Source organism: Streptomyces sp. R21 (genome assembly GCF_041051975.1).
In the GTDB taxonomy this organism is placed as follows: domain Bacteria; phylum Actinomycetota; class Actinomycetes; order Streptomycetales; family Streptomycetaceae; genus Streptomyces.
Genome location: NZ_CP163435.1, coordinates 8,929,780 through 8,941,862 on the forward strand (window position 1 = coordinate 8,929,780; position 12,083 = coordinate 8,941,862).

A 12,083-nucleotide genomic window follows, 5' to 3' on the forward strand; every position below is an offset into this window, starting at 1 on the left:
GGGCAGGGGCAGGGTGAAGGCGGGTCGGGTCGGGTCGGGGGAGGGGAGCCGGGGTCCAAGGAGGCGCCGGTGGTCCTGAGTTCAGGCGGCTGCGGCTGCGGTGTCGACGCCGAGCCGTTCCAGCAGCCCGGCGCGCAGCTCCGCGAACCGGGGGTCGGTGATGTCGCGCGGGCGCTCCAGGTCGACCTGTGTCTCGTACGCGATGACACCGTCGTCCATCACGAGGACGCGGTCGGCGAGCAGCACCGCCTCCTCGACGTCATGCGTGACCAGCAGCACGGCGCAGCCGCGGCGTTGCCACAACTCGCCCACCAGGCGCTGTGCCTTGATACGGGTGAGCGCGTCGAGCGCGCCGAACGGCTCGTCGAGCAGCAGCAGATCGGGCTCGGGGACCAGGGCGCGGGCGAGGGAGGCGCGCTGTGCCTCGCCGCCGGAGAGGGTCTTGGGCCAGGCGTCCGAACGGTGCGTGAGACCGACCTCGGTCAACGCCTGTTCCGCTATGGCGCGTTCGGGCTTCCCGGGCAGGCCGAGCAGCACATTGCGCCACACCTTCTTCCACGGCATCAGCCGGGGCGCCTGGAACGCGACGGCCTTGCGGCGCGGGACGAGAACGGTGCCCTCGATGTCGCGGTCCAGCCCGGCGAGGATGCGCAGCAGCGTGGATTTGCCGCAGCCGCTGCGGCCCAGCAGGGCCACGAACTCGCCCTGCTTCACGTCGAGTTGGAGGTCGCTGATGACGGCACGTCCGTCGAAGCTGCGGGTGAGCCCTTCCACGCGTACCGCGGATGCGCGGGCAGCGGTGGACGTGAGTCCGTCGGGCGCGGTGTTCTTGTCGAGCGGCACGGTGCTCACCGGCCCGTGAACGTCGGTCGCCATTGCAGCAGGAGCCTTTCGAGGGAGCGGACGATGAAGTCGGCGAGCAGGCCGAGGAAGGCGTAGACGATCAGGCAGACCACGATCACGTCGGTCCGCAGGAAGTCGCGCGCCTGCACCATGAGGAAGCCGATTCCGGCGTCCGCGTTGATCTGCTCGGCGAAGACGAGCGCCAGCCAGGCGATGCCGAGCGAGTAGCGAAGTCCGGTCATGGCGCCGGGCAGCGCACCCGGCAGGACGACATGCCGGACCAATCCCCACCGGGAGAGCCCGAGGGACTCCCCGGCTTCGATGAGTTGGGAGTCGACTCCGCGGATGCCGGCGTAGACGTTGAGGTAGAGCGGGAAGGACACGCCGAGCGTGATGATGGCGATCTTCGGTGCCTCGCCGATGCCGAACCAGATGATGAACAGCGGGATCAGCCCGACGAAGGGAACGGTCCGCAGCATCTGCACGCTCGCGTCCACGAGATCCTCGCCGATCCGGAACAGCCCGGAGACCAGGGCGAGTCCGGTGCCGACGACGGTGCCGAGCAGCAGCCCGAACGCGACGCGCTGCAACGAGACGCCCATGGCGTTCGGCAGTGAACCGTCGGAGATCAGATCGCTGCCGACCCGCGCGATGGTTCCCGGTGAGGCGAGCACATCGGAGGTCAACACCCCTGTGCTGCTGAGGAGTTGCCACAGAGCGAGCAGCAGGACGGGGCCGGAGGTGCGGCGCAGCCAGCGGGGGACCCGGGTGTGCCGGGTGGAGGCGGGGACGAGGGTGACGAGTTCCGGCGGAGTCCGGTCGGAGGTGACCACATCCGATGGCGCTATGGGCGATATATCCGGCTTGGAAGAGCTGGGCGGGGCGTGGCTGATGCTCATGAGGGCTCCACGGGAGGAGAGCGACCGGAGAGGAATGCGCCGGGGTGCCGCCGCGTCGGGAGGTCCGCGTCAGGTGGTCGACGTGGAATCAGACGTGCGGGTAGGGCGAAGCCCAGGCGAAAGCGGGAGGGAAGAGGAGAAGGGCGTCAGCAGCCGCGGCGACACGCGGCGGAGGCCACCCGCAGCAGGTCGATGTGACCGCGCGTGGTGAGCAGAACTGAACGCAACATGCGGCAGAAAGTAGCCAGCTGGTCCGTGCACGGTCAATGGCGTCTCGCGGACTGGACCTCTGATATCGCCGAACGGACGGTCGCTCAGGCAGGGAACCCGGCGCATGGGCGAGGATGGATGCATGTCCGATGCTTTCAGCACCCGTGTCCTGAACGTCGCCACAGGCTCATCGGAGCGGGTCGTCGACCTCACCCGCGATTGCGAGGCCTTCCTCCGGGAGACGGCGGCCGGTCGCGACGGCCTGCTCAATATCTACGTGCCCCACGCAACCGCCGGCATCGCCATCATCGAAACCGGCTCCGGCAGCGACGACGACCTCCTCGCCGTCCTCCACTCGCTGCTCCCCGCCGACGACCGCTGGCAACACCGCCACGGCGCCCCCGGCCACGGCCGCGACCACGTACTCCCGGCCCTCGTCCCGCCCCACGCGACACTGCCGGTGCTGGGCGGGCGGCTGGAGCTGGGGACCTGGCAGTCCGTGTGTCTGGTCGACACCAACATCTCCAATGCCAACCGTCATGTGAGGTTGAGCTTCCTGGGATGAACGAGACCGTCCTGGGGGTGGCGGCCGAAACTCCTCACGCTTCGATGCGGAACAGGAGTTGGCGATGCCACATGTCACCTGGGGCGAGACCGAACAACCCAACGACGGATGCGGAAAGTGCCTGCTGGGAGGTCTCGGGCGCGACCGATCCCGTGACGCGCCCCAAGCCGGGGCCTGGCTGCGTGATGAGCGGGGCCCCTGTGATGGGGCGCCCAGATGGAACTGCGGGCGATCCAACGCCGGAACCGTGACGCCACGATCAAGATGCGAGTCGCTGGGAGGACGAAGCAGAAACCCTCGTACGGCTTCCGGCACGTCCGCACCGTCATGGGCGGGAAGGCCGATCGTGTTGAACTCCACCCGCACGCGGCAGAGGTCATTCGGAATGTGGCTCGCCGGATGCTCGCCGACCCGGAGAACGTCACGCCGAGCAGTGAAGCCGCCCGCCTCAATCGTGAGGGTGAGCTGGCCCCGGAAGATCACCTCGCGGTGATGTACGGGCGCGCCGCCCGGGGTCGGCTGTGATATCCGCAGAGCCTGAGCCGCCGTTCCAACCGGCCATACCTGCTCACTGTCACCCTTGGGCCGAGAACCTCAGTAGCGCCCCTCTTGCCGCGGCAGGAGGGGGCCGAGCGGGCCGAGGTCGAGGTTCAGGTCTTCGGGGCTCAGGTCGTAGCGCTCGCGTAGTTCGGTCATGCGTTCGTCGAGGATCATGAGCGTCACGCCGATGCGTTCTTCCTGCTCCTCGGTCAGGTTGTTCTTTTCGACTCGGCGGATGGCCTGCCGTTCCATGAGCTGGCGCAGCAACTCCACGACGGTGAGTACCAGTCGGACGAGGTCGCGTTCGACCGTGTCCTTGTCCAGGTCGAGGCGTCGGGGCGCGGACTGTTCGGAGTCCGGTGCCGGTGTCGCCTGAGCGCCGAGGGGTAGCGGGCGTTCCGTGTCGAGAGGTGGGGGCGGTGTGTGCGAATCGGGGAGCCGGCTGAGTCCGGGTTCGTCGCGTGGTGTCACGTCAGGATTCCTTCCGTGGCCGCCTCGACCGAGGTGAGCAGGGCGCGCAGGGAGATGCGGACCAGTTCCACGTCGGCGATAGAGAGACTGAGGTCTCCCGCGATGACGACACCGCCGGCCAGGAGCCGGTCGAGGAGATCGACCAGAGCGACCTCTGCATGGGGCAGGCCCTCGGCCGTCACGGCGTCGTCTGCGGGATCACGGGTTCCGCCCTTTCGGCCGGTTCCTGCGGGGGAGAGGCGAACGAGTACGGGGCCCAGGGCCCGGTGATCTCAAGTCGGACGCCGACGGTCCCGGCCGCGAGCACCTCCACGCGGTCCTGGAAGCTCCGCGTGTGCTTTCGCGGGACAAGGTAGGCCGCGTTGACGACGTTCTCCCCCGGGTCCGCGGACAGAGCGGCCGACTGGGGACGATGATGCCGAATGTCAGTGACCAGGTTCGCTTCCGCGAGCGTACGATCCACTCGTGCGCCGAGGTCAGCGGCGGCCTGACGGGCCACATCGTGGCCGTCTCGGCTAGTGCGGCGGGCGCGCAGGTAGTCACGCCCGGAGCGTGGCCGGTCCCCCGAGGACGTGGCAGTGGTCGGGTGCGTGATCGACGGATGGGCATAGATCTTGACGCCCCACTCGTCGTGGCCCTCCAGCTGGTTCAAGGTTGTGCGGAAGTGGCCGTCGTCGGCGTGCAGGCGTCGCAGCAGGCTGGCGTCGTCGAGGTAAACCGTGGCCAGCCGGAGGGGTAGCACTGTCGTATGGGAAGCCAGTGCGGCGATCACCTGGTGATGGTCGCGGGCCAGGCGTTCCAGGTCGGTGATGTCGTCGAGCCGCTGTGCGACGGCCTCTTCGGTGAAGGCGTCGGAGGGTACGTCGCTGACGACTGCGACTGTGTCGGCGCCGCGCAGTATCCGTACTGGCAGCCCATCGACGCCGCGTAGTTCTCGGGCGGCCCGCTCGGCCGCCTCGTTCTGCAGCAGTACGGCGTACGCGTAGACCGCCTCGGTGCGGCCTGCCGGGCGCGGGGCTTCGGGCTCAGAGAGCATCGGGTTCCTTCAACCGGGCGTTGAGCGACTGGAGTTCGGCGAGAAGTCGGGCGTTCTCCGCGGCGAGTTCCTCCGCGCGGGCGAGGTCGGGTGACGGGGCGGGACGTACGGCTCGAGAGGACAGCGTCGGGTCGTGCTCCCACCAGTCGATGCCCATCTCGCGCGCGGTGTCGACCGAGACGATGAGCAACCGCAGTTTGATGGTGAGGAGTTCGATGTCGAGCAGGTTGATCTTGATGTCTCCTGCGATCACGACCCCTTTGTCGAGGACGCGTTCCAGGATGTCGGCCAGATTGCCTGCACCGCCCGGCTGGGGCGAGTGAGCACCTGCCCGCCGCACGAGGGCGTCGGTCACGGGGAGCCTTCCTGTAGTGCCGAACCTTCGAGGTCGGCCAGATCCGCGCCGTTGCCAGAGGCGATCTCTTCCAGACGATCCAGGAGTTCGTCCTCCCGAAGGCTGAACTCCTCCTCGGTGATGCGGCCGGCCAGCAGATCAGCCTCCAGTTCGGCCAGTTCACTGTGGAGGGGAGCCGGGTCGGCATACTGCCGCTCCGCCTCCTGCACCACCTGTTCGAGCACCCAGGCGACCCCGTGCAGCGGAGCCAGTGGCAGGCCGAGCAGGCTGCCCAGCAGACCCATACGGCGCTCTCCTTCCAGTCGGGAGGTGGCGGGGCGCGGTGCGGTGCGCGTCGCGCGGTCAGACGAAGCTGTAGGGCGGGAGAGGGCCCGTCACCCGGAGTTCCAACCCGTGTCCGAGGCTCTCGGCAACCTGGCCCACGGACGCGGCGAACGCATCCGCCTGCCCGCGTTCGATCAACAGACTCAGGTTCAGGAAGACCTCGCCCGTCGGATCACCCGCGGCGACGCGATGGGCCAGCGGCTCCAGTCGGCGGGTGATGTCCTGGGCGTGCTGCTCCTGTAGCGCCTCGACCCCGGCGGCGACGACCGTGCCGAGGGACACCTGGTCGTCGTGCGTCCCTGCGCCGTCCCGGGTGAGGGCGCTGAGGCGTCGGGCTTCGGCACTGTCGCGCAGGACATCCCGCAGGGCGGTGTCCTCGTCCTGCAGGGCCTTGACGTTGAACTCGACGCGGTCCTCGACCTCTCGGAGCCGATCGGTGAACAACGACTCCTGGTCCGCCAGCGCGCGGCGCACCGCGCCGTCGTCGGGGGCAAGTGTGCCGAAGCGCAGGGGCACCACGGCACCTGCGGCACCGAGCATCAGCAGCACGTTCTGATGGGCGATCAGATCCCGTCGCTTGGCGCGTAGTTGTGCCGGCGCCCGGCTGACGACGGCGGCCACCCGGGCGGTGCGTACCGCCCGCAAGGGCGCGGGCGACGCCCCGATTCCGGTGGCCCCGTGGACCGGCAGCGGGTGGTCGGCGTCCGTGATCGCATAGAGGTAGAGGGGCATCCGTCAGGCCTTCCCGTCCTGCGGTCCCTTGGCCTTGCCACCGGGGGTCTTGTCGGGTGCGACGGTGGTGTCCTCCTCGTGGCGGGCCTCGGTCGAAGCAGGGGCGTCGATCACCTGCTGCACGGTGGCGTCGGCGCTGTGCGCCGCGGGATCCGCGACCGGGACCGCGGCACTGGCCGCCGGGGCGGCAGCGCTCACCACGGTCGCCGCTGTCGGGGCGACGGCTCCCACGACGGTGCCGGCCGTCTGGCCCGCTGCGCCGACCACTCCGCCGACGGTCGGTGCCACGCTGTGGACCAGCCCCCCGACGGTCGGTGCCACGCTGTGGACCAGCCCCCCGACGGTCGGTGCCACGCTTTGGACCAGCCCCCCGACGGTCGGTGCCACGCTTTGGACCAGTCCCCCGACGGTCGGGGCCGCGTTTTGAACCAGTCCCCCGACGGTCGGGGTGACGGCGCCGACGACGCCACCGACGGTCTGCCCGACCGTCCCGACCGCCTGTTCCACCGTCTGTCCGAGGTTCCCGACAACTGGGACCGCGGCACCGGTGCCGGGCTGCCAGGCGGTGCCGGGCTGCCCCTGCATGACGACAGTGCCGGGAGCAGGAACTGCCGCGACGCCCGGCGAGACAGGCGCCGGCGTTCCGGATGCCACGGCAGTGGGCAGGGCCGGCGTGAACAGCGCGGGCGCCGGAGCCACCACGGGAGTACCGCGGTTCTCCAGATCGAGGCGATTGGTCGCCGCGGCGAAGCGCAGGTAGGTGTCGACGCTGGCGATGACAATGCGGATGTCGACGCGCAGGATCTCGATGCCGATCACCGACACTCGGATGAAGACATCGATCACGAGTCCGCGGTCAAGGATCAGGTCGAGGATGTCGTAAAGGCCCCCGTCGGTCTTCTGGGCGCGGGGTGCGGCGGTCTGGGCGAGCACGGTCATCGGAGAGGTCCCCTCTGAGAGGTGGGGCGAAGGCGTGCGGGGCGGTTGTCGGCGATGGGCCGTTGCCCGATCGACGTACGGCAACTGGACGGAGGGCCCGGACCGGCGCAACCGGGTCAGGAGGCGAGGACGTCGCAGACATGGCCGCCGCGACAGCAGGCGGAGCATTCATGCACAGAGGTCTGCGTCGCGCGGAGGGAAGCGATGCACCGGCAACTCGGCCGCTGCGCGGGGTACCTCGCACGCCCTCACTGCCGGTCGACCTGACCTCGGGTGTAGCGGCGGCTGCGGGCGTAGCCGAGAAGAAGGCCGTTGGCGTCCAGCCTCACCTGGTACACGGCAAGGATGCTGGTGGAATCGGGGATGCGCTCCAGCTCCACAACCTCGATGTCGACTTGCCAGCCTGTCCCGTCGCGGCTGATGGCCGTGACCGACTCCGGTGTGCGGCCCAGAAGTTCGGCAAGCTGGGCGCGCGCGTTACGCATCGCGCTCACGGCGTCACCGGCCACAGGGGCCCCAGCGGTGGGTGACGCCGGCGCCGAACCCGGCGCGGGGTCGGATAAGTCGCTCGTGCTCATAGTTCGTCCGGTCCGTCCAGCTGGAAGGTACGTCCGACAGGTCACGACGCGTCGGCAGGCCTTTCGCGCGCCCTCCGAGCGTGACGGCCGGCATCCGCCGACTCACCAAATGTCGTGCACATGATCTGAACACATCTTGAACACGTGATGCCCACAATTTCTACATACTAATTACATGAATTTCCGCGACCACACCCACCCCACGCGACAACTGCACGCACCAGGAGCCCAGCGAAGGATGATCCGGCCACGTCCACGTGGCAGCGGGCAACAGCGTGCCAGCGCAGGGCATCTCTACGGCGACACCGAGGGGCGGCGGAAGCGGGGTATCGGCCGGGGTGTCCCCCTGTCCGTCGCTGAAGCGGTTGACCGCATCGCGCACCGTGACCTGATTGCATTCCAGCGGGTCGGCAACCTGCGGCACGATCAGGCCACTGCCCAGCAAGCGGAACCACTCCAACCGCTGCCGCTCGCTACGTGACGGGTCGCGTCCGGCCAGGCGCCGCTGCACCTCGGCCTGTTGCTCGGCCGTCAACTCCACCGTAAGGATCTTCGGCATTCAGCACTACTGGCCGCCAAAGCTCCTAGCCAGGTGCGGTTGTCGTTCCTCGCGTGATCAGGATGCCGACTGTAGGGCGGGCGCGGTCTCGTGCCGAAGGCGTTGACATGGCCCTCGCCGGGCGTTCACCAACTCCGCCTGACGGGCCGAGCGCTTCCGCCCGGAACCGGCCGACCGCGGAGTGATCAATGCCTCGTCAGTAGACGGACAGCCCGTAGGCGTTCAGCACTTCTTGGATCGGTTGGTAGTAGGTGGTCCCTCCCGAGGTGCAGTTCCCGGAGCCGCCGGAGAGGATTCCGATGACCTTGTCGCCGGCGTAGAGCGGGCCGCCGCTGTCGCCCGGCTCGGCGCAGATGTTGGTCTGGATCAACCCGTAGACGATTGCTCCGCTCCCGTAGTTGACGGAGACGTTCAGTGCGGTGACCACGCCGCATCGCACACCGGTGGTCGCTCCCCGACGGCAGACGCTCTGGCCGACGTAGGCGGTCGCGGTACCGGTGATGTCGACGGTTCCGATGGTGCCCGGATGCGGTACGGCCGGGTTGGAGTACCGGACGACACCGAAGTCGTCGCTGGGGAAGCTGGTGGCGATGGTCGGGCCGATCGTCGTGGTCATGGCGGAACCGGTGTACCAGGTGGTCGTGCCGTCGGTGCAATGGCCGGCGGTGACGAAGTAGTACGTGGAGCCGCTGCGTACGTTGACCCCTGCCGAGCAGCGCCAACCGGCTGCGTAGATGCCGTCGCCGCCCGACAGCAGGGTGCGCAGCCGACCGTCCAGCCGTTCGAGGGTCGCGCTACCCGCGAAGTGCCCGGTGGCCTGCCGGATTCTGGCCAGGTCCGCGTCCGCGACCGTGGAGTCGGCGAGAACCCGCAGCTGCCCGGTGTGCTCGTCGACGGCCCAGCTCGTCCCGGCGATTCCCAGGGACTCGACGGCCGAAGCCGCCCCGGACACCGAGGCGGTGGAGGGTGCGGCGGCGGTCGTGGGCGCCGCGGCCGCGCCGGTGTCGGACACCGCGAGAGCGGTCACGACAAACAGGCTCAACACCGAGGCGATCAGCCGTGGGCGTCTGATGTTGGTGCGGCGCGCTCTGATCACTGAAGTCTCCCGAGGACGATGGGTCGGGTTCGGGGCACGCCGGGATGGTCATCGGGCGTGCTGTGCTTCCGTGCCGTGGGGCCGTGGGGCCGTGGGGCCGTGGTGCCGTGTGCGGGTACGAAGGGGCGTCCGAGCGGACACATGATGGTGTACGGCCACGGTGTGCCCGGCGACGGACGGTCGAGGCCGGCCAACGCCTCAGTTTGCCCGGCCGCGCTCGGTGGGGGTAGGCGGCCTTCGGCCGAGGTTGATGTGGCCCACCCATGAGTCCTGTTCGTCGGCCAGTGGTTGCTTGAGGGGGAGAGGGAGGAAACGGCAGGTGAAGGTGGGGTCGGCGTCGCCAACGTCTCCGTGGACGTGGTGGTCCCACACATCGGGAGTGTCCGCGGGTGCCTGGAGGTGGAAGAAGCTGGTTCGTCGTGGCTGTCCCATGAGGGGGTGCGAGTGACACCGCGTTCCGTGACTCGTGTCTCAGCCGGGTGGTGGCACTTGCCTATGCAACGAGTTGCATAGAAGGATTCGAGCATGGCGCTTGAGCACGCGATCCTCGTCTCACTGCTGGAGAAGCCGGGCTCCGGCTACGAACTGGCCCGGCGGTTCGACCGTTCCATCGGTTACTTCTGGGCCGCCACCCATCAGCAGATCTACCGCGTCCTCAAGCGCATGGAGAGCGAAGGCTGGCTCGACGCTCAAGAGGTGGCGCAGCAGTCCCGGCCGGACAAGAGGGAGTACTCCGTCTCCGCCCGCGGCCGGGCCGCCCTGTCCCAGTGGCTGCACGAGCCGATCGAACCGGAGAGCGTCCGGCACGAGCTCGCCGTGAAGATCCGCGGCGCGGCCTTCGACGACCCGGCCGCGCTGATCTGTGAGGTCGAGCGACATCACCAGGCGCACACCGACCGGCTCGCGCACTATCTCGCGGGGGAGCGGCGTGACTTCACCGGACCCGAGGCGCCGCTAACACCGGACGCCGGCCAGGAGCTCCAGCATGTGGTGCTGCGTGGCGGCATCGCGTACGAACGCATGACGCTCGCCTGGTTGGACGACGTGATCGCCACGCTCCGTGGGCTCGCTCCCGAGCTCTGAACCGGGTTCACGCATCGGGAGTCCTCCGGGCCACCAGCTCGCACCCCGCATCCCCGCAATTCGCAGCTTTCAACTCGCAGTTTTCAACTCCCAAGCCGGAAGGCGAACATCCATGGCTGACCCGCTGCTGTTCAACCCGCGCACCTACGACCCGACGCACTTCGACCCCGAGACCCGCAGGTTGCTGCGCGCCACCGTCGACTGGTTCGAGAGCCGCGGAAAGCGCCGGCTGATCGAGGACTACCGCTCACGGGCCTGGCTGGCGGACTTCCTCGCGTTCGCCGCCAAGGAAGGGCTGTTCGCGACTTTCCTGACGCCCGCCTCCGCGGCCGACGACGAGCAGCAGGACAAGCGGTGGGACACGGCGCGGATCGCCGCCCTCAACGAGATCTTCGGTTTCTACGGGCTCGACTACTGGTACGCGTGGCAGGTCACGATCCTTGGTCTCGGCCCGGTCTGGCAGAGCGACAACGCCGTTGCCCGCACGCGCGCGGCCGAACTCCTCTCCCAGGGCGAGGTGTTCGCCTTCGGACTGTCCGAGAAGAGCCACGGCGCCGACATCTACTCCACCGACATGCTGCTGGAGCCCGACGGCAACGGCGGCTTCCGGGCCAGCGGCTCCAAGTACTACATCGGCAACGGCAACGCGGCCGGCCTTGTCTCCGTCTTCGGCCGCCGCACCGACGTCGAGGGCCCCGACGGCTACGTCTTCTTCGCCGCCGACAGCCGCCACGAGGCGTACCACCTGGTGAAGAACGTCGTCGACTCCTCGAAGTACGTCAGCGAGTTCCGTCTCGACGGCTACCCGGTCGGCCCCGACGACGTACTGCACACCGGCCGTGCCGCCTTCGACGCCGCCCTCAACACCGTCAACGTCGGCAAGTTCAACCTCTGCACCGCCTCGATCGGCATCTGCGAGCACGCGATGTACGAGGCCGTCACCCACGCCCACAACCGCATCCTGTACGGCCGCCCCGTCACCGCCTTCCCGCATGTGCGCCGCGAGCTGACCGACGCGTACGTCCGCCTCGTCGGGATGAAGCTGTTCAGCGACCGCGCCGTCGACTACTTCCGCTCCGCGGGACCCGACGACCGCCGCTACCTCCTCTTCAACCCCATGACGAAGATGAAGGTGACCACGGAGGGCGAGAAGGTCATCGACCTGATGTGGGACGTCATCGCCGCCAAGGGCTTCGAGAAGGACAACTACTTCGCGCAGGCGGCCGTCGAGATCCGCGGCCTGCCCAAGCTGGAGGGCACGGTCCACGTCAACCTCGCGCTGATCCTGAAGTTCATGGGCAACCACCTGCTCAACCCGGCCGAGTACGCGCCCGTGCCGACCCGCCTGGACGCGGCCGACGACGACTTCCTCTTCCGGCAGGGCCCGGCCCGAGGCCTGGGCGCCATCCGCTTCCACGACTGGCGCACCGCCTACGACGCGTACGCCGAGGTGCCCAACGTCGGCCGTTTCCGCGAACAGGCGGACGCCCTCTGCGAGTTCGTCGCCACGGCCGCACCCGACGAGGAGCAGAGCCGCGACCTCGATCTGCTGCTCGCCGTCGGTCAGCTGTTCGCGCTGGTCGTGCACGGACAGCTGATCCTGGAACAGGCGCGCCTGACCGGCCTTGAGCAGGACGTGCTCGACGAGCTCTTCGGGGTGCTCGTACGCGACTTCTCCGCGCACGCCGTAGAGCTGCACGGCAAGGACTCCGCCACCGCGGAACAGCAGAACTGGGCCCTCGGCGCGGTCCGCCGCCCGGTCGTCGACGAGGCCCGCTCGGCGCGCGTCTGGGAGCGCGTCGAGGCGCTGGCCGGGACGTACGAGATGGCGCCGTAACCACGGTGTGCAGTGC

General features: G+C 68.9%; 16 protein-coding genes and 1 pseudogene. 4 read left to right on the forward strand and 13 right to left on the reverse strand.

The window, feature by feature from the left end:
* Positions 1 to 81: 81 nt before the first annotated feature.
* From AB5J56_RS39930 to AB5J56_RS39940, 3 genes are all read right to left on the reverse strand, one after another.
* Positions 82 to 876, reverse strand: a complete 795-nt coding sequence (locus AB5J56_RS39930; protein WP_369240506.1) for an ABC transporter ATP-binding protein — start codon at positions 874 to 876, stop codon at positions 82 to 84.
* Positions 849 to 1,742 carry an ABC transporter permease gene (locus AB5J56_RS39935; RefSeq protein WP_369240508.1) on the reverse strand — a complete coding sequence of 298 codons (894 nt, stop codon included), beginning with the start codon at positions 1,740 to 1,742 and terminating at the stop codon, positions 849 to 851. Before AB5J56_RS39935 ends, AB5J56_RS39930 begins: the two co-directional genes overlap by 28 nt.
* Positions 1,743 to 1,888: 146 nt before the next feature.
* The gene (locus AB5J56_RS39940; protein ID WP_350495123.1) at positions 1,889 to 1,972 is read right to left on the reverse strand and encodes a putative leader peptide; all 84 of its coding nucleotides are present in this window, start codon (positions 1,970 to 1,972) and stop codon (positions 1,889 to 1,891) included.
* A 122-nt stretch (positions 1,973 to 2,094) separates the two neighbouring features.
* Here AB5J56_RS39940 and AB5J56_RS39945 point away from each other — a divergent pair, with 122 nt between their 5' ends.
* Positions 2,095 to 2,517, forward strand: a complete 423-nt coding sequence (locus tag AB5J56_RS39945; protein ID WP_369240510.1) for a secondary thiamine-phosphate synthase enzyme YjbQ — start codon at positions 2,095 to 2,097, stop codon at positions 2,515 to 2,517.
* 264 nt (positions 2,518 to 2,781) lie between these two features.
* Positions 2,782 to 3,042, forward strand: a complete 261-nt coding sequence (locus AB5J56_RS39950; protein ID WP_369240512.1) for a hypothetical protein — start codon at positions 2,782 to 2,784, stop codon at positions 3,040 to 3,042.
* Between the two features lie 69 nt (positions 3,043 to 3,111).
* Here AB5J56_RS39950 and AB5J56_RS39955 read toward each other — a convergent pair whose 3' ends face one another.
* From AB5J56_RS39955 to AB5J56_RS40000, 10 genes and pseudogenes are all read right to left on the reverse strand, one after another.
* The gene (locus AB5J56_RS39955) at positions 3,112 to 3,381 is read right to left on the reverse strand and encodes a gas vesicle protein K (RefSeq protein ID WP_369243056.1); all 270 of its coding nucleotides are present in this window, start codon (positions 3,379 to 3,381) and stop codon (positions 3,112 to 3,114) included.
* A gap of 143 nt (positions 3,382 to 3,524) precedes the next feature.
* Positions 3,525 to 3,710, reverse strand: a complete 186-nt coding sequence (locus AB5J56_RS39960; RefSeq protein WP_369240514.1) for a gas vesicle protein — start codon at positions 3,708 to 3,710, stop codon at positions 3,525 to 3,527.
* Positions 3,707 to 4,564 carry a GvpL/GvpF family gas vesicle protein gene (locus AB5J56_RS39965; RefSeq protein ID WP_369240516.1) on the reverse strand — a complete coding sequence of 286 codons (858 nt, stop codon included), beginning with the start codon at positions 4,562 to 4,564 and terminating at the stop codon, positions 3,707 to 3,709. Before AB5J56_RS39965 ends, AB5J56_RS39960 begins: the two co-directional genes overlap by 4 nt.
* Entirely contained in the window at positions 4,554 to 4,904 is a 351-nt protein-coding gene (locus AB5J56_RS39970) for a gas vesicle protein (RefSeq protein ID WP_369243058.1), read from the reverse strand. Before AB5J56_RS39970 ends, AB5J56_RS39965 begins: the two co-directional genes overlap by 11 nt.
* Before the next feature lie 11 nt (positions 4,905 to 4,915).
* Positions 4,916 to 5,203, reverse strand: coding sequence for a gas vesicle protein GvpG (locus tag AB5J56_RS39975; protein ID WP_369240518.1), 288 nt, complete (start codon positions 5,201 to 5,203; stop codon positions 4,916 to 4,918).
* A gap of 58 nt (positions 5,204 to 5,261) precedes the next feature.
* Entirely contained in the window at positions 5,262 to 5,975 is a 714-nt protein-coding gene (locus AB5J56_RS39980) for a GvpL/GvpF family gas vesicle protein (protein WP_369240520.1), read from the reverse strand.
* 714 nt (positions 5,976 to 6,689) lie between these two features.
* A pseudogene (gene gvpJ, locus AB5J56_RS39985) lies at positions 6,690 to 6,914 on the reverse strand (gas vesicle protein GvpJ); the annotation flags it as partial.
* 248 nt (positions 6,915 to 7,162) lie between these two features.
* Positions 7,163 to 7,408: a gas vesicle protein gene (locus AB5J56_RS39990; protein ID WP_260695961.1), complete on the reverse strand. Its 246-nt coding sequence runs from the start codon at positions 7,406 to 7,408 to the stop codon at positions 7,163 to 7,165.
* A 244-nt stretch (positions 7,409 to 7,652) separates the two neighbouring features.
* Positions 7,653 to 8,051 carry a hypothetical protein gene (locus tag AB5J56_RS39995; RefSeq protein WP_369240522.1) on the reverse strand — a complete coding sequence of 133 codons (399 nt, stop codon included), beginning with the start codon at positions 8,049 to 8,051 and terminating at the stop codon, positions 7,653 to 7,655.
* A 196-nt stretch (positions 8,052 to 8,247) separates the two neighbouring features.
* Positions 8,248 to 9,087, reverse strand: a complete 840-nt coding sequence (locus tag AB5J56_RS40000) for a S1 family peptidase (protein ID WP_369243060.1) — start codon at positions 9,085 to 9,087, stop codon at positions 8,248 to 8,250.
* A 585-nt stretch (positions 9,088 to 9,672) separates the two neighbouring features.
* Between AB5J56_RS40000 and AB5J56_RS40005 the strand changes: the two genes are divergently transcribed.
* Together AB5J56_RS40005 and AB5J56_RS40010 are read left to right on the forward strand one after the other, a co-directional pair.
* Complete coding sequence (locus tag AB5J56_RS40005) at positions 9,673 to 10,230, forward strand: PadR family transcriptional regulator (RefSeq protein ID WP_369240524.1); 558 nt, start codon at positions 9,673 to 9,675, stop codon at positions 10,228 to 10,230.
* A gap of 112 nt (positions 10,231 to 10,342) precedes the next feature.
* Positions 10,343 to 12,067 (forward strand): acyl-CoA dehydrogenase family protein, encoded by a 1,725-nt coding sequence (locus AB5J56_RS40010; protein WP_369240526.1) that lies wholly within the window; start codon positions 10,343 to 10,345, stop codon positions 12,065 to 12,067.
* The last annotated feature ends 16 nt before the right edge of the window (positions 12,068 to 12,083 follow it).